Genomic DNA, 20,898 nt, shown 5'->3' with positions numbered 1-20,898 from the left:
GCATGCACGGCATGCACGGCATGCACGGCACGCACGGCACTCAGGGCGCTGACGGCGCTCACCGCACCCACCGCATTCACGGTGCCGTCAGCGGTGACGGCGCTAGGAGGCGGGCTGTGTCGCGCCGTCGCGCCGCGCATCCGCCGACCCGCGCGTACGCGACGCCGTGTTCCGCCGGGTCAGCCCCACGCCCACCAGCACCACCGCCATGCCCGCGAGAACGCGTACGCCTATCTGCTCGTCCAGGACCGCCGCGCCCAGCGCGACCGACACGACCGGGAGCAGGTAGCCGACCGTCGCCGCCGTGGTGGGGCCCTCGTCCGCAATCAGGCGGTAGTTGAGGTAGAAGGTCACGCCCGTGCCGAGGACGCCCAGCGCGGCGACGGCGAGCAGGGCGGTGGCGTCCGGACGGATGGGGCCGGCCGCGGGGAGGGCCAGGGTGCTCCAGATCGTGGCGGTGAGGAGCTGGGCCGCCGACATGGCCATGGGGGTCTCCGAGGCCGTCAGGTGCCGGGCCATGTAGGCGAAGGCCACCGCGTAGCTCGCCGCCGCGGCCAGCAGGTACAGGGCGGGCAGGCTGAGCAGGCCCTCGTGGTGCCAGGGGGCGAAGATCAGGACGGTACCGGCGAAGCCCAGGACGAGACCGGTCAGACGCACGGGGTGCAGGGCTCGGTCCGTGCCCAGGCCGATGCCGATGAGGAGGGACCAGAGGGGGGTCGTGGCGTTGAGCACGCCCGCGATGCCCGAGTCGAGATGCTGCTCGCCCAGGGCGAAGAGGGCGAAGGGCAGCGCGTTGCAGAACAGGGCGGCCACGGCGAGATGGCCCCAGGTGGCCCGGGACCGGGGGAGGCGCTGGCCTGCCCGACGGGCCAGGAGCAGCAGGACGGCCGTGCCCAGGGCGCACCGGGCGATGGTGATCTGGGCGGGGGTCAGGCCGTGGGTCAGGGCCAGCTTGATCCAGAGGAAGCCGGAGCCCCAGAAGAGGGCGAGCGCGGCCATGCGGAGCGTGGAGGCGAGGGGCATGTTCCTACCGTCGTCCGCCCGACCTGTGAGGACAAGTGAAATGTTCTGGATGGTTCGTTAAGCTGTACTGCATGCTTGATGTGCGGCGGATGCAGGTGTTGCGGGCGGTCGTGGGGAACGGGTCCGTGACGGGGGCCGCGGCCGTGCTGGGGTACACGCCGTCCGCCGTCAGTCAGCAGATCGCCGCCCTGGAGAAGGAGGCGGGGGCCGCGTTGCTGGAGCGGGTCGGGCGGGGCGTACGGCCCACGGCCGCCGGACTGCTGCTCACCGAGTACGCGGACACCATCGGACGGCAGGTCGCCGAGGCCGAGACGGCGCTCGCCGACCTGCTCGCCGGGCGGACCGGGCGGCTGGGGGTGCGGTACTTCGCCACCGCGGGGGCCGGGCTGGTGGCGCCGGCCGTGGCGCGGCTGCGGGAGGCGCATCCCGGCGTCCGGATCGAGCTGAAGCTGACCGTCGATCCCGAGGATCCGCTGGCGGAGGTGCGGGAAGGGCGGGCCGATCTGGCGTTGCGGGTGGGCAGGGAGGGGCGGCAGGACGGTGGCGTACGGCTGCTGCACCTGCTCGACGATCCCTATCTCGCCGTCCTGCCGCGCGGGCACCGGCTCGCCGGGCGGCGGAGCGTGCGGCTGGAGGAGCTGGCCGAGGAGGCGTTCGTGGGCAGCGAGTGGCCGGGACCCTGTCTCGACGCTCAGCTCGACGCGTGTGCGGTGGTCGGGTTCCGGCCCCGGTTCGCGGTGCAGAGCGAGGACTACGTGACCGCCCAGGGGTTCGTCGCCGCCGGGCTGGGCGTGAGTCTGGTGCCCCGGCTGGGGCTCGGCAGCCGGCATCCGGGGGTCGTCGTACGGGAGGTGCGTGATCCGGTGCCGGTACGGGCCATCCAGGCGGTGGTCCGCGAGACGGCACCGGCGCAGCCCGCGCTGGACGCGTTCATCGACGCGCTGAGGGGGGCCGCGGAAGCGCGGTGAGGCGCTGAGCGTCGTCGGCCGGGCTGTGCCGCGCCGGTCGGGTCATGGTGGCCGCCCCGGCCGCCGGGGAGAGCGGATCGGCGGGCCGGGTCCCCGTCGGGTTCCGGGCCGACCTCACGCGCTCGGTCTCGACCCGGTCGGGGCCCCGGCGGACGAGGTGGCCGAGGCGCCGGTGCGGCTCACGGTGACCGGGGGACACGTGGTGCACACGGGAGAGCGCTGAGCGTCAAGCCGTGGTGCGTGCGAGCGTCAAGCCGTGCCGCCGAGCGTCATGCCTTCGTGGGGAGCAGGGGCCTGCCCTGCCCCCGTGGCCCCTTCGGTTCCTTCGGTGGCACGAGTCTGGGCAGGGCGTACGGCAGAGCCCCGTACCAGACGCGGGCCACCGCGAAGCCGAACGCCAGGCAGAGGAGGCCGCCCACGGCGTCCAGCCAGAAGTGGTTGGCCGTCGCGACGATCACCACCAGGGTCGCGGTCGGGTAGAGCAGGCCCAGGATGCGCACCCAGGGCAGCTCGGCCAGCGCGAACACGGTCAGACCGCACCACAGGGACCAGCCGATGTGCATGGACGGCATCGCCGCGTACTGGTTCGACATGTGCTTGAGGTCGCCGGACGCCATCGAACCCCAGGTCTGGTGGACCATCACCGTGTCCACGAAGTCACCGCCCGGCATCAGCCGCGGGGGCGCCAGCGGGTACAGGTAGTAGCCCACCAGGGCCACGGCCGTGGTGGCGAAGAGAGCCAGCCGCGTCGCCGCGTAGCGCCCCGGGTGGCTGCGATAGAGCCAGACCAGGACGGCCAGCGTGACGACGAAGTGCAGGGTCGCGTAGTAGTAGTTCATGCCCACGATGAGCCAGGTCACCGAGTTCACCGTGTGATTGACCGACTCCTCCACGGCGATGCCGAGGCTGTGCTCCACGCGCCAGATCCAGTCCGTGTTGCGCAGCGCCTCGGAGCGTTGTTCCGGGACCGCGTTGCGCACCAGTGAGTACGTCCAGTAGCTCACCGCGATGAGGAGGATCTCGAACCAGAGGCGGGGGCGGCGGGGGCTGCGCAGCCGGTCGAGGCGGCGCTGCCGGGGCGGGGCCGTGACGGGGTCTGGAAGGGCCTGGTCACGGCCTTCCAATGGCGTCACAGTCGATTCACCCATGGACACAAAGTCTGCCAGAAAAGACCTCTTGGCCCGATCATCCCTCGGTCGGGTTCGGCCCGCACTTTCTACGACGGCCGGACCCCTCCGGCTACTGCCGTCGTACCGGGGAGAACCCGGACGTCTCCGCCCTACGGACGATTTCGGTCCCCGGGCGCCGAAGCGGTCGAACCGCGCACCACCAGCTCGGGCATGAACACGAACTCGCTGTGGGGCGCCGGTGTCCCGCCGATCTCCTCGAGGAGCGTGCGGACGGCGGCCTGGCCCATCGCGGGGACCGGCTTGCGGACGGTCGTCAGGGGCGGGTCGGTGAAGGCGATCAGCGGGGAGTCGTCGAAGCCGACCACCGAGATGTCCTGGGGCACTGCCAGACCGCGCTGCCTGGCCGCCCGTATCGCGCCCAGCGCCATCATGTCGCTGGCGCAGACGATCGCCGTACAGCCCCGGTCGATCAGCGCCGTGGTCGCCGCCTGGCCGCCCTCGAGGGTGTAGAGGGAGTGCTGGACCAGATCGCTCTCGATCGTCTCGGGGTTGAGGCCCAGCTGTTCCTGGACCGCCCTGACGAAGCCCTCGATCTTGCGCTGGACCGGCACGAACCGCTTGGGGCCGAGCGCCAGCCCCACCCGGGTGTGGCCGAGCGAGACGAGGTGGGTGACGGCCAGGGTCATCGCCGCCCGGTCGTCGGGGGAGATGAACGGTGCCTGGACCTTCGGGGAGAAGCCGTCCACCAGCACGAAGGGGACGCCCTGCGCCCGCAGCTGCTCGTAGCGCTGCATGTCGGCCGTGGTGTCCGCGTGCAGGCCCGAGACGTAGATGATGCCGGCGACCCCGCGGTCGACCAGCATCTCGGTCAGTTCGTCCTCCGTGGAGCCGCCCGGGGTCTGGGTGGCGAGGACCGGGGTGTAGCCCTGGCGGGTCAGCGCCTGGCCGATGACCTGGGCCAGGGCCGGGAATATCGGGTTCTCCAGCTCCGGCGTGATGAGGCCGACCAGACCCGCGCTGCGCTGGCGCAGGCGGACGGGGCGCTCGTAGCCCAGGACGTCCAGAGCGGCGAGCACGGACTGGCGGGTGGTGGCGGCGACACCGGGCTTGCCGTTGAGAACGCGGCTGACGGTCGCTTCGCTCACCCCCGCCTGCGCAGCGATGTCGGCAAGCCGTGTGGTCACAGGGGTGGACTGTACCGGTCGGGTGCTGACTTGCACACCAATCGGACGCCGTGGGCGACCTGTTGAACGGCCCGCGGGCTGCTGCGTCATCGCGCTCCCTCATGAAAGTGATGGCAAGAGCTTGCAGAGTCTTGCACAGCGGCCCTTTGCCCCGCTGTGAGGCCCCCCAACCACGACAACTACGGTCTCACAGCGGTCGAGGGGAGGTCACGCACGGGTCACGTGCGGATAACTTCGGAGTTCTCTTGCACTTTTTTTCTGCAAGGTCTTTCGTGCCGCTTACATCGCTGTTACGTTCACGTCGCCCGACGGCAGCAACGGCGCGGTCGGAGTCGGCAGGACAGCGGACGGGACCGCTTCCTGTAGCTAAACGGGCTCTCACCCTCAAGGAGAAACTCATGCGGCGTGGCATAGCGGCCACCGCGCTGGTGGCGTCCTTCGCCCTCGCGGCGACGGCCTGCGGCGGAGACGACAGCGGCAGCGACAACTCGTCCGGGCCGGTCACCATCACCTGGTGGGACACCTCCAACGCCACCAATGAGGCGCCGACGTACCAGGCCCTGGTCAAGCAGTTCGAGGCCGCCAACAAGGACGTCAAGGTCAAGTACGTCAATGTGCCCTTCGACCAGGCGCAGAACAAGTTCGACACGGCCGCCGGTGCCTCCGGCGCCCCGGACGTGCTGCGCTCCGAGGTCGGCTGGACCCCCGCCTTCGCCAAGAAGGGCTTCTTCCTGCCGCTGGACGGCACCGAGGCCCTCAAGGACCAGGCCAAGTTCAAGTCGAACCTGATCGAGCAGGCCAAGTACGAGGGCAAGACGTACGGCGTGCCGATCGTCACCGACACGCTCGCGCTGGTCTACAACAAGGCGCTCTTCGCGAAGGCCGGCATCACCGAGGCGCCCAAGACCTGGGACGACCTGAAGACCGCCGCCGCCACCGTCAAGGCCAAGACCGGCGTCGACGGCTACTGGGGCTCCACCCAGGCCTACTACGCCCAGTCCTTCCTCTACGGCGAGGGCACCGACACCGTCGACGCCGACGCCAAGAAGATCACCGTCAACTCCGCCGCCGCGCAGAAGGCGTACGGCACCTGGCTGGGCCTCTTCGACGGCAAGGGCCTGCACAAGGCGGACACCACCGCCGACGCGTACGCCCACATCCAGGACGCGTTCGTCAACGGCAAGGTCGCCGCGATCGTCCAGGGCCCGTGGGAGATCACGAACTTCTACAAGGGCAGCGCCTTCACGGACAAGAACAACCTGGGCATCGCCACCGTCCCGGCCGGTTCCACCGGCAAGGCGGGCGCCCCGACCGGCGGCCACAACCTCTCGGTCTACGCCGGCTCGGACAAGGCCCACCAGGCCGCCGCGCTGAAGTTCGTCAACTTCATGACCTCCGCTGCGAGCCAGGCGACCATCGCCCAGAAGAACTCCACGCTGCCGACGCGCGACGACGCCTACACCGCCGCCGTCAAGGCCGACCCGGGCATCGCCGGCTACCAGACGGTCCTGTCCGCCGCCCAGCCGCGCCCGGCGCTGCCGGAGTACAGCTCCCTCTGGGGCCCGCTCGACACCGAACTGCCCAAGATCGCGGGCGGCAAGGAGACCCTCGACAAGGGCCTGAGCACCGCTGAGACCGCCATCGCCAAGCTGGTGCCGGACTTCAGCAAGTGAGCCGGTGTGGCCGCCGGATCTCCCACACATGGGGGGAGAGATCCGGCGGCCACCTGCCTGTGAGCCGTACCACCCGTCGAAGATCCAGCGTGAAGATCCAGAAGGTGTCGAACCATGACAGTCGCCATCGACCGCGCGACCGGCAAGCGCCGCGGTGACCGTGAGCCGAAGCCCGGGCCGGCCGGGCGCCTGAGGCGCGGCTACCAGAAGCACTGGTACGCGTACGTGATGATCGCCCCGGTGGCGGTCGTCCTCGGCGTGCTCGTGCTGTACCCCCTGGTGTACGGCCTGTACCTGACGCTGACCGACGCCAACAGCCTGAACACCGCGCGCACGATCGGCGTCAACCACATCGACGCCACCTACAAGTTCATCGGCCTCGACAACTACGCCGACATCCTCTGGGGCCCGACGGCCTACGACCGCTTCTGGTCGCACTTCATCTGGACGATCGTCTGGACGGCGGCCTGTGTCGCCCTGCACTACGGCATCGGACTGGGCCTCGCGCTCCTGCTCAACCAGAAGCTGCGCGGGCGGACCCTGTACCGGCTGATCCTGGTGCTGCCGTGGGCGGTGCCCACCTTCGTCACCGTTTTCGGCTGGCGGTTCATGCTCGCCGACGGCGGCATCATCAACTCCGCGCTCGACGCCCTGCATCTGCCCTCGCCACTGTGGCTCGAGGACACCTTCTGGCAGCGGTTCGCCGCGATCATGGTCAACACCTGGTGCGGTGTGCCGTTCATGATGATCTCGCTGCTCGGCGGCCTCCAGGCCATCGACGCCTCGCTCTACGAGGCCGCGGAGATGGACGGCGCCAGCGCCTGGCAGCGCTTCCGGTACGTCACCCTGCCGGGCCTGCGGTCCGTCAGCTCCACCGTCGTCCTGCTGGGCATCATCTGGACCTTCAACCAGTTCGCCGTGATCTTCCTGCTGTTCGGCAACACCGCCCCCGACGCGCAGATCCTCGTCACCTGGGCGTACTACCTCGGATTCGGACAGCAGCCGCGTGACTTCGCCCAGTCCGCCGCCTACGGCATCCTGCTGCTGGCCATCCTGATCGTCTTCACCTCGTTCTACCGCCGCTGGCTGAACCGCAACGAGCAGCAGCTCGCGATCTGAGGCAGGAGTTCCCATGAGTAGCACCACCGCCGAGACCTCCGCCCCCGTGAGCGAGCAGCGTTCCAAGACCCCGCGCGCCCGGCGCCGCGGCGAGAACAGCCTCGCCGGCTCGCTCGCCTCCCACGGCATCCTGATCGTCGCGAGCGTCATCGCGCTCTTCCCGATCGGGTGGCTGGTCTATCTGTCCCTCGGCCCGGACACGGACGACTATCTGCACCCGGGCGGCATCTGGGACAAGATGACGTTCGACAACTACACGTTCGTCCTCCAGCACACCCAGTTCTTCGACTGGTTGAAGAGCTCGCTCATCGTCACGCTCGGCACCACGGCCATCGGCGTGCTCATCGCCGCCACCACCGGCTACGCCGTCTCCCGGATGCGCTTCCCCGGCTACAAGAAGTTCATGTGGGTGCTGCTGGTCACCCAGATGTTCCCGGTCGCCGTGCTGATGGTGCCGATGTACCAGATCCTCTCGGACCTCCAGCTCATCGACAACTACTTTGGCCTGATCCTCGTCTACTGCACGACGGTCATCCCGTACAGCGCCTGGCTGCTCAAGGGGTACTTCGACACCATCCCCTTCGAGATCGACGAGGCGGGACGCGTCGACGGGCTCACCCCGTTCGGCACCTTCTTCCGGCTGATCCTGCCGCTTGCCAAGCCCGGTCTCGCGGTGGCCGCCTTCTACAACTTCCTCACCGCCTTCAGCGAGGTCGCCTTCGCCTCGACGTTCATGCTCAGCGACGACAAGTACACCCTTGCCGTCGGACTCCAGTCCTTCGTCAGCGAGCACGACGCCCAGCGCAACCTCATGGCCGCCACGGCGGTGCTGATCGCGATACCCGCCGCCGTGTTCTTCTACCTCGTGCAGAAGAACCTGGTGACCGGCCTCACCGCGGGCGGCACGAAGGGCTGAGCCCCGTACGAGACTCCCGCGCCCCGCAAGGAGCGCGGGTGGCGGCCGCGGTGTCCATCCGACCCCGCCGGCACCGCGGCCGCCTCATCCACCCGTCTCATCGACTCGCCTCGACGACCCGCCTCGAGACCACTCGCCCTCGCAACCGAAGCGAGCACCAAGACCCCATGTCAACAGCCCCGTTACGTACCAAGGACGCCATGAGCCAGCAGCCCGCAGCCCCGGCCCCCACCTCCACCTCGGCTGTCGCCACCGTCGCCAAGCGCCGTGACTGGTGGCGGGACGCGGTGATCTACCAGGTGTACCCGCGCAGCTTCGCCGACAGCAACGGCGACGGCATGGGCGACCTGGAAGGCGTACGCTCCCGTCTCCCGTACCTGCGCGACCTCGGCGTGGACGCCGTGTGGCTCAGCCCCTTCTACGCCTCCCCGCAGGCCGACGCCGGTTACGACGTCGCCGACTACCGCGCGGTCGACCCCATGTTCGGCAATCTCCTCGACGCCGACGCGCTGATCCGGGACGCCCGTGAACTGGGCCTGAGGATCATCGTCGACCTGGTCCCGAACCACTCCTCCGACCAGCACGAGTGGTTCAAGCGGGCGTTGCGCGAAGGCCCCGGCTCGTCCCTGCGGGACCGCTACCACTTCCGTCCCGGCAAGGGCGCGAATGGCGAACTCCCGCCCAACGACTGGGAGTCCATCTTCGGCGGCCCCGCCTGGACCCGGATCACGGAGCCGGACGGTACCGCCGGCGAGTGGTACCTGCACCTCTTCGCCCCCGAGCAGCCCGACTTCAACTGGGAACACCCGGCGGTGGGGGACGAGTTCCGCTCCGTCCTGCGCTTCTGGCTGGACATGGGCGTCGACGGCTTCCGTATCGACGTGGCCCACGGCCTGGTCAAGGCGGCGGGTCTGCCGGACCTCGGCGCCCACGACCAACTCAAGCTGCTGGGCAACGATGTCATGCCGTTCTTCGACCAGGACGGCGTCCACGAGATCTACCGCCAGTGGCGGCTCATCCTCGACGAGTACTCGGGCGAGCGCATCTTCGTCGCCGAGGCCTGGACGCCGACCGTCGAGCGCACCGCGAACTACGTCCGCCCCGACGAACTCCACCAGGCCTTCAACTTCCAGTACCTGGCCACCGAGTGGGACGCGGAGCAGCTGCGCGAGGTCGTCGACCGCACCCTGGAGGCGATGCGCCCGGTCGGCGCCCCCGCCACCTGGGTGCTGTCCAACCACGACGTGACGCGGCACGCCACCCGCTTCGCCAACCCGCCCGGCCTCGGCACCCAGATCCGCACGGCGGGCGACCGCGAGGTCGGTCTGCGGCGGGCGCGGGCGGCCACGCTGCTGATGCTGGCGCTCCCCGGCTCGGCGTACGTCTACCAGGGCGAGGAACTAGGCCTCCCGGACGTCGTCGACCTGCCCGACGAGGTGCGCCAGGACCCGGCGTACTTCCGCGGCGCCGGCCAGGACGGCTTCCGTGACGGCTGCCGCGTCCCGATCCCGTGGACGCGCGAGGGCTCGTCGTACGGCTTCGGCGACGGCGGCAGCTGGCTGCCCCAGCCGTCCGGGTGGGGCGAGTCGAGTGTGGAGGCACAGCAGGGGGTGCCCGGTTCCACGCTGGAGCTGTACCGCTCGGCCCTCGGCATCCGCCGCTCGCGGCCCGACCTGGGCGCGGGCGACGCGGTGGAGTGGCTGAAGGCCCCGGCGGGCGTACTGGCCTTCCGGCGCGGGGAGTTCGTGTGTGTGGCGAACACGACGGGGGAGTCGGTGACGACCCCGGCCCACGGGCGGGTGCTGCTCGCGAGCGGTGAGGTGACCGAGACAGACGCCGGCGAGGCCAAGGTCCCGGCGGACACGACGGTGTGGTTCACGACGGCCTGACGGCGTCTCTGAAAGTTCTTGCATCAACTTCACACGGCCCGCTGCCTTTTCAGGCAGCGGGCCTTTAACATCTCCGTCACCGCAAGTTTGCTGAAATGTTTCAGCAAGAGCCTTCAACGGAGAAGGACTTCCCCACATGGCAAGCAGCAGACCCCTTTCGGGCGCCCTCGCCCTGGCCGCCGCAGCCGTCGTCATGGCCCCCACAGCCGTGTCCGCCGCCCCGCCCGGCACCAAGGACGTCACCGCCGTCCTCTTCGAGTGGAACTTCGCCTCGGTCGCCAAGGAGTGCACCAACACCCTCGGCCCGGCCGGTTACGGCTACGTCCAGGTCTCCCCGCCCGCCGAGCACATACAGGGCTCGCAGTGGTGGACGTCGTACCAGCCCGTCAGTTACAAGATCGCGGGCCGGCTGGGCGACCGTGCGGCGTTCCAGACCATGGTGAACACCTGCCACGCGGCGGGCGTGAAGGTCGTCGTCGACACGGTCGTCAACCACATGTCGGCGGGCAGCGGCACCGGCACCGGTGGCTCTTCGTACACGAAGTACGACTACCCGGGCCTGTACTCCTCGTACGACTTCGACGACTGCACGTCCCAGATCACCAACTACGCCGACCGCTGGAACGTCCAGCACTGCGAGCTGGTCGGCCTCGCCGACCTGGACACCGGCGAGGAGTACGTCCGCAAGACCGTCGCCGGGTACATGAACGACCTGCTCACCCTCGGGGTCGACGGCTTCCGCATCGACGCGGCCAAGCACATCGACACCGCCGACCTCGCCGACATCAAGTCGCGGCTGACGAACCCGGGTGTGTACTGGAAGCAGGAGGTCATCTATGGCAGCGGAGAGGCCGTCCAGCCGACCGAGTACACCGGCAACGGGGACGTCCAGGAGTTCCGTTACGCCTACGACCTCAAGCGGGTCTTCAACAACGAGAACCTCGCCTACCTGAAGAACTACGGCGAGGGCTGGGGGTACCTGAGCGGCTCCGTCGCCGGTGTGTTCGTCGACAACCACGACACCGAGCGCAACGGATCGACCCTCACCTACAAGGACGGGGCGAACTACACGCTCGCCAACGTCTTCATGCTCGCGTATCCCTACGGGGCCCCGGACATCAACTCCGGGTACGAGTGGTCGGACGCGGACGCCGGGCCGCCCGACGGCGGGGCCGTGAGCGCCTGCTGGCAGAACGGCTGGAAGTGCCAGCACGCCTGGCCGGAGATCCTGCGCATGGTGGCCTTCCGCAACGCCACGCGGGGTGCGGCGATGACCGACTGGTGGGACAACGGGGGCGACGCGATCGCCTTCGGGCGGGGCAGCAAGGGGTACGTCGCGATCAACCACGAGAGCTCTTCCCTCAGCCGGACGTACCAGACGTCCCTCGCCGCCGGCACCTACTGCAACGTGCAGAACAACACGACGGTGACCGTGAACGGATCGGGCCAGTTCACGGCGACCCTCGGCGCCGACACAGCCCTGGCGATCTACACGGGCAGGTCGAGCTGCTGAGTTCCCTCCCCGGCCGCCACGGGCCCGTGTCACACGCTCCCGTGGCGGCCGGGACCGCTCACTTCCAGGTGTCGCTCGTGGAGTAGCCGGACGAACTGCCCGTCGTGTACGAGCGGTTCGTCCCGGACTCCCAGGTCACGTTCCCGGAGCCGTCCTTCTTGAGGAACTTGTACTCGAAGGCCGTGCTCCTGGGGACGATCACCTTCCTGCTCCAGGTGGGGTACGACGCCGATGACAGCGGGACGGCGTCGGCGGTGCTCCAGGAGCCGAGGGAGGCGATGGACCCGACGACGTAGACGTCGGTGCCCAGGCTCGTCGTCGCGTTGACGTTGAAGGTCACGTCGGTGGCGCTCGCGTTCGCCACGTTCCAGGAGCTGTCGAGCGTGAGCGCCGAAGTCGTGCCGGTGGCAGACCTGTTGGCGGTGGACTCCCAGGTCACGTTCCCGGCCGCGTCCTTCTTGACGTACTTGTACTCGAAGGACGTGTTGATCGGCACGCTCACCGCCCCCGACCAGATCGGGTAGCCGGCGGACGACAGCTGGACCGCCTTGGAGGTGTCCCAGCCGCCCAGCGCCGCGATCGAGCCGACGACGTGGACGCTCGTGCCGCTCGTCGTCGACGCGTACGCGTTGAAGGTCGCGCTCACCGTGGACGTCGATCCGCCGTCGTCGGGCTCGCAGGTGGTGCACGGGGTGAACGCGCCGTCGTGGAAGGCGATCGCGCTCTTCGCCGGGACGGTGAGCGTGGCGTTGCCGCCCGAGACCGTCACCGTCGTCGCGCCGTTGTCGACGACGTTCGCGTACGTGCCGTCGGCCATGCCGGTGGCGAAGGTGTGAGTGGCGGCGGAGGAACCGTTGTTGAGCGCGAGGTAGCCGCCGGTCCCGCGGGCGAAGCCGATCACGTTCGACGACTTCGTGGACCAGTTGGTGACCGCCGCCGAGCCGACCGCGTTGTGCCACTTCACCATGCCGGCGATCGCGGTGTCGCGCTGGAGGCAGTACCAGCCGGAGGAGCAGTTCGTGTCCGTGACGAAGCCGTTCGAGTTCGGCGGGGCCTGGTCGGAGGAGGACCACTCGAAGCCCGAGTAGATCGTCGGGGTCGCCCACTTGTAGGCCAGCTCGAAGACGTTGGCGAGCCGGTAGGTGTCGCCGTCCTTGTAGCTCATGTGCAGGCCGTTGCGCTCGGTGTCGTGGTTGGTCACGAAGGACACCGAGTTCGCGGCCGGAAGGATGCCGCTGCTCTCCAGGGAGGCCAGGTCGCTCACGTTCCCCTGGAACGCCGACTTCAACTTGCTCGCGTAGGTGAAGTCCAGGACGTCGCCCGAGGAGTAGTAGTCGGAGGCCGCCGGGGTCGAGCCCGGGTACACCTCCTGGAAGACGTACGGGTCGACGCCCGAGGCCGTGTCGTCGAGCTTCGCCCGGATCGCGTTGAGGTCGGCGACCGGGATGTGCTTGGCGGCGTCGATGCGGAAGCCGTCGACACCCAGGGCGATCTGCTTGTTCAGGTAGGCGGCGATGCCCGAGCGGACGTCGTCGTCCTCGGTCTCCAGGTCGGGCAGACCCAGCAGCTCGCAGTTCTGGATCTCACTCAGGTTCGACCAGTCGTCGATGATCAGGTCGGAGTCGTTGCACTCGGCCGAGGTGTGGTAGTCGTCCGGGTCCCAGTCCGGCGTGTCGTACTTGTTGGTGATCGTCGTGCCGTTGTATCCGACGCCGGTCTGCGCGGCGGTGTGGTTGACCACGGCGTCCGTGTAGACCTTGAGTCCTGCGTCGTGGCAGGCCGTGACCATCGACGCGAACTGGGCCGCCGTCCCGAAGCGGCCGTTCAGGCTGGAGGAGTACGGCTGGTAGACGTCCCACCAGTAGGAGCTGGACTGCTTCAGGGACTCGGCGGGCGGGGCGACCCACACCGCGCCGTAGCCGCCCGGGCCGAGCACGGCCGTGCACTCGGACGCGACCGAGTTCCAGTTGTACTCCCACAGGTTGGCGATCACATCGCCGGAGGTCGTGGCGTCCGCGTGGGCGGCGCCGGCGGGCAGGGCGATCGTTCCGGCCAGGGCCAGTGCGGCGGCGGCCGCGGCACCGGCGGTGCGCCGTAGGACACCCGGGGGGTGGTCTCTGATGGTCATCTGCGGCTCCGAAAGGGGTTTCCTCGGGGGGTTCGGGATTCAACAAGGGGTGAGCGTGGGGTAGTTGAGAAGGGCACGTCAAGGTATTGGTGAAAGTTCTTGCTGTGAGTTGCAAGCCTCTTGCTGTAAACCTTTCGTGAGCGATACGGTCACGCGGGCGCCCGGCGACGAAGCCGTCCCGCGGCGTTGGGGTCGGACCCAAGAGAGCCGTAATCGCAAGGAGTTCCCGCCTGTGATACCGAGATGGCCGGCGCCCCCGACGCGCCGCACCGCGCCACCTGCCCGACGGGTCGCGGCCGTCGCCGTGGCCGCGCTGGCCGCAGCCCTCGTGCAGCCCCTCGCGGCGCACGCGGACAGCCCGCCCCCACCGCCCTCCGACGCGAAGCTGGCCGCCGCCCCGGCCCGCCACGACGACACCCGTGAGCAGTTCTACTTCGTCATGCCGGACCGTTTCGCCAACGGCAGCTCCGCCAACGACGAGGGCGGACTGACCGGCTCACGCCTCACCACCGGCTACGACCCCACCGACAAGGGCTTCTACCAGGGTGGCGATCTCAAGGGTCTGACCCAGCGGCTCGACTACATCAAGGGCCTCGGCACGACCTCCATCTGGATGGCGCCGATCTTCAAGAACCGGCCCGTGCAGGGGACCGGCAGCAACGCCTCGGCGGGCTACCACGGCTACTGGATCACCGACTTCACCCAGGTCGACCCGCACTTCGGCACCAACAAGGACCTGGAGACCCTCATCTCCAAGGCGCACGCCAAGGGCATGAAGGTCTTCTTCGACGTCATCACCAACCACACCGCCGATGTCGTCGACTACGAGGAGAAGTCCTACGACTACCTCTCCAAGGGCGCGTTCCCGTACCTGACGAAGGACGGCGAGCCCTTCGACGACGCCGACTACGCGGACGGCGCCACGAAGTTCCCGGCCGTGGACGTCGGCTCCTTCCCACGCACCCCGACGGTCACCGCCGCGCAGCGGACCGCCAAGGTGCCGTCCTGGCTCAACGACCCGACGATGTACCACAACCGCGGCGACTCGACCTATGCCGGTGAGTCGACCACGTACGGAGACTTCTCCGGGCTCGACGACCTGTGGACCGAGCGCCCCGAGGTCGTCAGCGGGATGGAGAAGATCTACCAGCGCTGGGTGCGGGACTTCCGGATCGACGGCTTCCGGATCGACACCGTGAAGCACGTGAACATGGAGTTCTGGACCCAGTGGGCGACGGCCCTCGACGCCTACGCGGCCAAGCAGGGCCGGGACGACTTCTTCATGTTCGGCGAGGTGTACTCCGCCGACACGTCGATCACGTCCCCGTACGTCACCCAGGGCCGCCTCGACGCCACGCTCGACTTCCCCTTCCAGGAGGCGGCCCGCCAGTACGCCTCCCAGGGCGGCAGCGCGCAGAAGCTCGCCTCGGTCTTCGCCGACGACTACAAGTACACGACCGACAAGGCCAACGCCTACGAGCAGGTCACCTTCCTCGGCAACCACGACATGGGCCGCATCGGGTACTTCCTGAACCAGGACAACCCGAAGGCCACCGACGCCGAACTCCTCGCCAAGGACAAGCTCGCGAACGAGCTGATGTTCCTCAGCCGCGGCAACCCGGTCGTCTACTACGGCGACGAGCAGGGCTTCACCGGCTCCGGCGGCGACAAGGACGCCCGCCAGACCATGTTCGCCTCGCGCACCGCCGACTACCTCGACGACGACGAGATCGGCACCGACCGCACCCACGCGAGCGACGCCTACGACACCGGCGCCCCGCTGTACCGGCAGATCGCGGCGCTCGCGAAGCTCCGCAAAGCGAACCCCGCCCTCACCGACGGCGTCCAGACCGAGCGCTACGCGGCCGACGGCGCCGGCGTCTACGCCTTCTCCCGCAACGGCACCGGCAAGGACACGACCGAGTACATCGTCGCCTTCAACAACGCCGGCACGGCGCAGGAAGCGACCTTCGAAACCGGTTCCGTGAACACCGCGTTCCGCGGGATCTACGGCACCGAGAAGACGGTTGCCACCGGTGCCGACAGGAAAATCACCGTAACCGTTCCCGCCGGCTCGGCCGTCGTCCTCAAGGCCACCCGCGAACTGCCCGCCCCCGCCGCCAGGCCGACCGTCGCCCTGCACGCCCCCGCCGCCGGCGCCACCGGCACCGTCGAGCTGAGCGCCGACGTGGCGGGCGGCCGACTCAACCGGGTCGTCTTCGCCGCCCAGACCGGCAACGGCAAGTGGCAGACCCTCGGCTCCGCCGACCACGCCCCCTACCGGGTCACGCAGACCGTCGACGCGGACGTACCCGCGGGAACGGCCCTGCGCTACAAGGCGGTCGTCGTCGACTCGGCCGGGCGCACGGCGAGCGCCACCGCGGCCTCCGTCACCGGCACCCCGCCCGCCGAGGAGACCCCCACCGCCTCCTCCCGCGACTACGCGATCGTCCACTACAAGCGCACCGACGGCGACTACGCCGACTGGGGCCTGTACGCCTGGGGCGACCTGGCCGACGGTGAGGCGACCACCTGGCCGGACAGCCACCCCTTCGTCGGCCGGGACGCGTACGGGGCCTTCGCCTACGTCAAGCTGAAGCCGGGCGCCTCGTCCGTCGGGTTCCTGGTCATCGACCAGCAGGGCGACAAGGACGTCTCCGCCGACCGCACGATCGACGTCACGAAGACCGGCGAGGTCTGGATCGAGCAGGGCAAGGAGGGCGTCCTCACCGAGAGGCCCGACTACCCGGCCCAGGACACCGCCAAGGCCGTCCTGCACTACCACCGCACCGACGGCGACTACACCGGCTGGGGTCTGCACACCTGGACCGGCGCCGCGAACCCCACCGAGTGGTCGAACCCGCTGAAGCCGACCACGACCGACGCGTACGGCGCGGTCTTCGAGGTGCCGCTCACCGCCGGTGCCACCAGCCTCAGCTACATCCTCCACAAGGGCGACGACAAGGACCTCCCGACCGATCAGTCGCTGGACCTCACGAGCAACGGGCACGAGGTGTGGCTGCTGAGCGGGCAGGAGAAGTACCTGCTCCCGCAACCGGCCGGCTCCGCGGCGGCCCTCGACCTGACCACGTCCAAGGCGGTCTGGATCGACCGGAACACGGTCGCCTGGAACGGCTCCGAGGCCGCCGCCTCGACCCAGCTGCTGTACAGCGCGAAGGGCTCGATCGCGGTCGCCGACGGCACGCTCACCGGGGCCGCCAAGTGGCTGCGGCTGACGAGGACCACCCTCACCGACGCCCAGAAGGCCGCGTTCCCGCACCTCAAGGCCTACACCGCCTGGTCCGTGGACGCGCGTGACCGGGACCGGGTGCGCGAGGCGCTGAGCGGACAGGTCGTCGCCTCCCAACGGGCCGTGAACGGCGCGGTGCTGGCGGCGACGGGCGTACAGATCGCGGGCGTGCTCGACGACCTGTACACCGGTGCGACCAAGGCCCGTCTCGGGCCGACGTTCCACCACGGCCGCCCCACCCTGGCCGTCTGGGCCCCCACGGCACAGCAGGTCTCCCTGGAGCTCGACGGCTCCACCGTGAAGATGCGGCGCGACGACACCACCGGCGTCTGGTCCGTCACCGGCCCCAGGTCCTGGAAGAACAAGCCCTACCGGTACGTCGTGACGGTGTGGGCGCCCGGCGTCGGCAAGGTCGTCACCAACAAGGTCACCGACCCCTACTCGGTCGCCCTCACCACCGACTCCGGGCGCAGTCTCGTCGTCGACCTCGACGACAAGGCCCTCGCCCCCGGCGGCTGGTCCACGCTCACCAAGCCGAAGGCCGTCCCGCTGAAGGACGCCCAGATCCAGGAGCTGCACGTCCGGGACTTCTCCGTCGCGGACACGACCGTCCCCGCCCAGGACCGGGGCACCTACCTGGCCTTCACGGACCGGGGCAGCGACGGCTCGAAGCATCTGCGGGAGCTGGCGGCGGCGGGCACGTCGTACGTCCATCTGCTGCCCGTCTTCGACATCGCCACCATCGCCGAGGACAAGGCCGCACAGTCGACCCCCGGCTGCGACCTGCCTTCCTACCCGGCCGACTCCGAGAAGCAGCAGGAGTGCGTGGCCGCGACCGCCGCGAAGGACGCCTACAACTGGGGGTACGACCCGTACCACTACACGGTCCCCGAGGGCTCCTACGCGGGTGACCCGGACGGGACCGCCCGTACCGTCGAGTTCCGCCGGATGGTGAAGTCGCTGAACCAGGAGGGCCTCAGGGTCGTCATGGACGTGGTCTACAACCACACGGCGGCGAGCGGCCAGGCGGCGACCAGCGTCCTCGACCGGATCGTCCCCGGCTACTACCAGCGGCTGCTCGCCGACGGCTCGGTGGCGAACAGCACCTGCTGTGCGAACACCGCGACCGAGAACGCGATGATGGGCAAGCTGGTCGTCGACTCGATCGTCACCTGGGCCAAGGAGTACAAGGTCGACGGCTTCCGCTTCGACCTCATGGGGCACCACCCCAAGGCCAACATCCTGGCGGTGCGCAAGGCGCTGGACGCGCTGACCCTCGCCAAGGACGGCGTCGACGGCAAGAAGATCATCCTCTACGGCGAGGGCTGGAACTTCGGCGAGGTCGCCGACGACGCCCGCTTCGTCCAGGCCACCCAGAAGAACATGGCCGGCACGGGCATCGCGACCTTCTCCGACCGGGCGCGTGACGCCGTGCGCGGCGGCGGTCCCTTCGACGAGGACCCGGGCGTCCAGGGCTTCGCGTCCGGGCTCTACACCGACCCCAACTCGTCCACCAACAACGGCACTTCGGCCGAGCAGAAGGCCCGTCTGCTGCACTACCAGGACCTGATCAAGGTGGGGCTGAGCGGCAACCTCGCCTCGTACGGCTTCACGGACACCGAAGGCAAGGAGGTAACCGGCGCCGAGGTCGACTACAACGGCGCCCCGGCCGGCTACGCGGACGCGCCCGGCGACGCCCTCGCCTATGTCGACGCGCACGACAACGAGTCGCTGTTCGACGCGCTGGCGTACAAGCTGCCGGGGGACACCTCGGCGGCCGACCGCTCCCGTATGCAGGTCCTCGCCATGGCCACCGCCGCGCTCTCCCAGGGCCCGGCCCTGTCCCAGGCCGGCACCGACCTGCTGCGCTCCAAGTCCCTGGACCGCAACTCCTACGACAGCGGGGACTGGTTCAACGCGATCCACTGGAACTGCGCCGCCGGCAACGGCTTCGGCCGGGGACTGCCGCCGGCCGTCGACAACGCCTCCAAATGGCCTTACGCCAAGCCCCTGTTGACCACGGTCGGGGTCGGCTGCCCGCAGATCACCTCGGCCTCCTCCGCCTACCGGGATCTGCTGAGGATCCGTACCACCGAGAAGGCGTTCTCCCTCGGGACGGCCGAGCGGGTGCAGTCGGCGCTCTCCTTCCCGCTGTCCGGGAAGGACGAGACGCCCGGGGTGATCACCATGGAACTCGATGACCTGGTCGTCGTGTTCAACGCGACGCCGACCGCGCGGAAGCAGACCGTCGACGCGCTCGCCGGGACGGGATACCGGCTGCACCCGGTGCAGGCGGCGGGGTCGGACCCCACCGTCAGGACCGCTTCGTACGTCTCGGAGTCCGGCACGTTCGCCGTGCCGGGCCGGACCGTCGCAGTGTTCTCCCGGACGACCCCCTAGACAGGGGCATTACCTTGGTGGAGCAGGCCTTCCATCCGGTCTGCTCCACCGGTGAGTCCGAGGGTCGACAACAGATGAACGCCGACGGCAACGACAGACGGACCGACACGACCGTGCTGGTCGTGGACCGTACGGCGGCCGGCCGGTTCGCCCTCGGTGTGGTGCTGCGCCGCGCAGGTCACCAGGTCGTCGCGGTCGGCACCGGCCACGAGGCACTCGTCGAACTGGACGTACGGCGACGCAAGGGCGCCCTGCCGGACGTGGCCCTCGTCGACGTGGAGCTGCCGGACATGAGCGGCTTCGAACTGTGCCGTCGGCTCAAGGCCCGGCCGCACATGGCCGGGCTGCCCGTCGTGCACTTCTCGGCCGGTGACGTGGCCCCGGGCGACCGCGGGCAGGGGCTGGACGCGGGCGGTGAGGCCCACCTGGCGATGCCCGCCGAGCCCGAGGAGATAGACGCCGTGGTCCGGGCGGCCGTACGGGCCGCGCGGCTGCGGGCCGACGACCAGGCGGCGGCACGGCGGCTGTCCCTGCTGTCGGAGGCGATCGTCGGCATCCAGGCGGCACGCTCCCCGCAGGAACTCGCCGACGCCGCCGCCGAGGGCACCGCGCGGCTCACCGGCTCTCCCGCCGCCGTCTTCGTCCTCGGCCCCGACGACGTGCTGCACCGCGGCACCTCCAGGAACCGCACCTCGCTCGCGCTGCCGGACCAGGAAGCCCACCAGGCCGTCGTGGCACTGCTGCGGCGGCTCACCCACGGTCAGGCGGGGGTGCGGATCACCACGGTGGCCGCACCGCTGTGGCCCGCCGGGTTCTTCCGGCCCGGGGTGCCGCACGACGCCCGGCTGGTGCTGATCCCCACCCAGGACGGCAGGTCCTCGGTGTGTCTGGCCACCCCCACCCGAGAGGTCCGCCGGGTGGACCCCGAGACCGAGTCCCGGCTGGCCAGGCTCGCCCAGGCCACCGCGCTCGCCGCCGAGCCGCTGCTGATGTACCAGGCCGAGCGGCATGTCGCGCTCACCCTTCAGCACAGCGTCCTTCCCCGGCCGCAGCGGTTGCCCGAGCTGCCGGGCGTCGACGTCGCCGTCCGCTATGTGCCCGCGTCCAGGGAGGCGGAGATCGGCGGTGACTTCTACGCCGCCCTGCGCACCGGGGAAGGGGCGCTGGCCGCGGTCGGCGACGTGGTCGGGCACTCGCTCGAGGCAGCCACCGTCATGGTCGAGATCCGGCACGCGCTGCGCGCCTACTGCGTCGACGAGAGCGACCCGGCCGTGCTCGCAGAGCGCCTCGACCGGATGCTCCAGCTCTACCACCCCGAGGTCACGGCGACCGTCTGTCTGGTGCTGATCGACCCCGGAACCGGGCGCACCCGTATCGCCAACGCGGGGCACATCCCGCCGCTGATCGTCCGGGACACCGGCGGCGCCGACTACGCCAAGGCGGCCGGCCCGCTGCTCGGCCTGGGTGTGCCCCACCCGCCGCCCACCGAGCTGTTCCTCGAGCCCACCGACCGGCTCCTCATGGTCACCGACGGTCTGATCGAGACCCGGGGCACCGACCTCGCGGTCTCGATGGAGCAGCTTCGCGCGGCGGCCATCGGCGCCATGCCGGGCCTGGACGCGCTGTGCGACACCCTCCTCACCAGCTTCGGCCACGACCGGGAGGACGACATCGCGATGCTGGCCCTGCGGCTGACGACTTAGGC

Annotated in this window: 12 protein-coding genes and 1 pseudogene; 9 read left to right on the top strand and 4 right to left on the bottom strand. The window is 69.8% G+C overall.

Annotation, left to right across the window (positions count from 1 at the left end):
* Positions 1-102 precede the first annotated feature (102 nt).
* Positions 103-1,023, bottom strand: coding sequence for a DMT family transporter (locus tag G9272_RS13805; RefSeq protein ID WP_171396859.1), 921 nt, complete (start codon positions 1,021-1,023; stop codon positions 103-105).
* 71 nt (positions 1,024-1,094) lie between these two features.
* Between G9272_RS13805 and G9272_RS13800 the strand changes: the two genes are divergently transcribed.
* Both G9272_RS13800 and G9272_RS45240 read left to right on the top strand, forming a co-directional pair.
* Positions 1,095-1,991, top strand: coding sequence for a LysR family transcriptional regulator (locus G9272_RS13800; protein ID WP_171396858.1), 897 nt, complete (start codon positions 1,095-1,097; stop codon positions 1,989-1,991).
* Positions 1,992-2,041: 50 nt separating this feature from the next.
* A pseudogene (locus G9272_RS45240) lies at positions 2,042-2,214 on the top strand (amidohydrolase); the annotation flags it as partial.
* A gap of 46 nt (positions 2,215-2,260) precedes the next feature.
* On the opposite strand, the gene G9272_RS13795 reads toward G9272_RS45240, so the two are convergent.
* A complete protein-coding gene (locus G9272_RS13795; protein ID WP_171396857.1) occupies positions 2,261-3,139 on the bottom strand; it encodes a phosphatase PAP2 family protein in 879 nt (292 codons plus the stop codon).
* A gap of 131 nt (positions 3,140-3,270) precedes the next feature.
* Complete coding sequence (locus G9272_RS13790) at positions 3,271-4,305, bottom strand: LacI family DNA-binding transcriptional regulator (protein ID WP_301272129.1); 1,035 nt, start codon at positions 4,303-4,305, stop codon at positions 3,271-3,273.
* A gap of 398 nt (positions 4,306-4,703) precedes the next feature.
* On the opposite strand from G9272_RS13790, the gene G9272_RS13785 reads away from it, so the two are divergent.
* From G9272_RS13785 to G9272_RS13765, 5 genes are all read left to right on the top strand, one after another.
* Positions 4,704-5,978 (top strand): extracellular solute-binding protein, encoded by a 1,275-nt coding sequence (locus G9272_RS13785; RefSeq protein ID WP_171396855.1) that lies wholly within the window; start codon positions 4,704-4,706, stop codon positions 5,976-5,978.
* A 114-nt stretch (positions 5,979-6,092) separates the two neighbouring features.
* The gene (locus G9272_RS13780; RefSeq protein ID WP_020126748.1) at positions 6,093-7,097 is read left to right on the top strand and encodes a carbohydrate ABC transporter permease; all 1,005 of its coding nucleotides are present in this window, start codon (positions 6,093-6,095) and stop codon (positions 7,095-7,097) included.
* A gap of 13 nt (positions 7,098-7,110) precedes the next feature.
* Positions 7,111-8,013 (top strand): sugar ABC transporter permease, encoded by a 903-nt coding sequence (locus G9272_RS13775; RefSeq protein WP_171396854.1) that lies wholly within the window; start codon positions 7,111-7,113, stop codon positions 8,011-8,013.
* 200 nt (positions 8,014-8,213) lie between these two features.
* Positions 8,214-9,902 (top strand): glycoside hydrolase family 13 protein, encoded by a 1,689-nt coding sequence (locus G9272_RS13770; RefSeq protein ID WP_171396853.1) that lies wholly within the window; start codon positions 8,214-8,216, stop codon positions 9,900-9,902.
* A gap of 136 nt (positions 9,903-10,038) precedes the next feature.
* Positions 10,039-11,415, top strand: coding sequence for an alpha-amylase (locus G9272_RS13765; protein ID WP_171396852.1), 1,377 nt, complete (start codon positions 10,039-10,041; stop codon positions 11,413-11,415).
* 58 nt (positions 11,416-11,473) lie between these two features.
* On the opposite strand, the gene G9272_RS13760 is transcribed toward G9272_RS13765, so the two are convergent.
* Positions 11,474-13,543 carry a carbohydrate-binding module family 20 domain-containing protein gene (locus G9272_RS13760; protein ID WP_171396851.1) on the bottom strand — a complete coding sequence of 690 codons (2,070 nt, stop codon included), beginning with the start codon at positions 13,541-13,543 and terminating at the stop codon, positions 11,474-11,476.
* A 232-nt stretch (positions 13,544-13,775) separates the two neighbouring features.
* Between G9272_RS13760 and pulA the strand changes: the two genes are divergently transcribed.
* The gene (pulA, locus tag G9272_RS13755) at positions 13,776-19,193 is read left to right on the top strand and encodes a pullulanase-type alpha-1,6-glucosidase (protein ID WP_171396850.1); all 5,418 of its coding nucleotides are present in this window, start codon (positions 13,776-13,778) and stop codon (positions 19,191-19,193) included.
* Between the two features lie 74 nt (positions 19,194-19,267).
* Positions 19,268-20,896, top strand: a complete 1,629-nt coding sequence (locus G9272_RS13750) for a fused response regulator/phosphatase (RefSeq protein WP_171401971.1) — start codon at positions 19,268-19,270, stop codon at positions 20,894-20,896.
* Positions 20,897-20,898 lie beyond the last annotated feature (2 nt).

The organism is Streptomyces asoensis, assembly GCF_013085465.1.
Taxonomy (GTDB): Bacteria; Actinomycetota; Actinomycetes; order Streptomycetales; family Streptomycetaceae; genus Streptomyces; species Streptomyces cacaoi_A.
The sequence above is the reverse complement of the archived record's forward strand: the minus strand, read 5'-3'. Positions and strand labels throughout refer to the sequence as shown.

Coding starts and splice junctions, on each gene's coding strand:
- G9272_RS13775 (WP_171396854.1), top strand. CDS start 7,111: ATGAGTAGCACCACCGCCGAGACCTCCGCCCCCGTGAGCGAGCAGCGT.
- G9272_RS13770 (WP_171396853.1), top strand. CDS start 8,214: ATGAGCCAGCAGCCCGCAGCCCCGGCCCCCACCTCCACCTCGGCTGTC.
- G9272_RS13750 (WP_171401971.1), top strand. CDS start 19,268: ATGAACGCCGACGGCAACGACAGACGGACCGACACGACCGTGCTGGTC.
- G9272_RS13780 (WP_020126748.1), top strand. CDS start 6,093: ATGACAGTCGCCATCGACCGCGCGACCGGCAAGCGCCGCGGTGACCGT.
- G9272_RS13765 (WP_171396852.1), top strand. CDS start 10,039: ATGGCAAGCAGCAGACCCCTTTCGGGCGCCCTCGCCCTGGCCGCCGCA.
- G9272_RS13800 (WP_171396858.1), top strand. CDS start 1,095: ATGCTTGATGTGCGGCGGATGCAGGTGTTGCGGGCGGTCGTGGGGAAC.
- G9272_RS13760 (WP_171396851.1), bottom strand. CDS start 13,543: ATGACCATCAGAGACCACCCCCCGGGTGTCCTACGGCGCACCGCCGGT.
- G9272_RS13785 (WP_171396855.1), top strand. CDS start 4,704: ATGCGGCGTGGCATAGCGGCCACCGCGCTGGTGGCGTCCTTCGCCCTC.
- G9272_RS13795 (WP_171396857.1), bottom strand. CDS start 3,139: ATGGGTGAATCGACTGTGACGCCATTGGAAGGCCGTGACCAGGCCCTT.
- G9272_RS13805 (WP_171396859.1), bottom strand. CDS start 1,023: ATGCCCCTCGCCTCCACGCTCCGCATGGCCGCGCTCGCCCTCTTCTGG.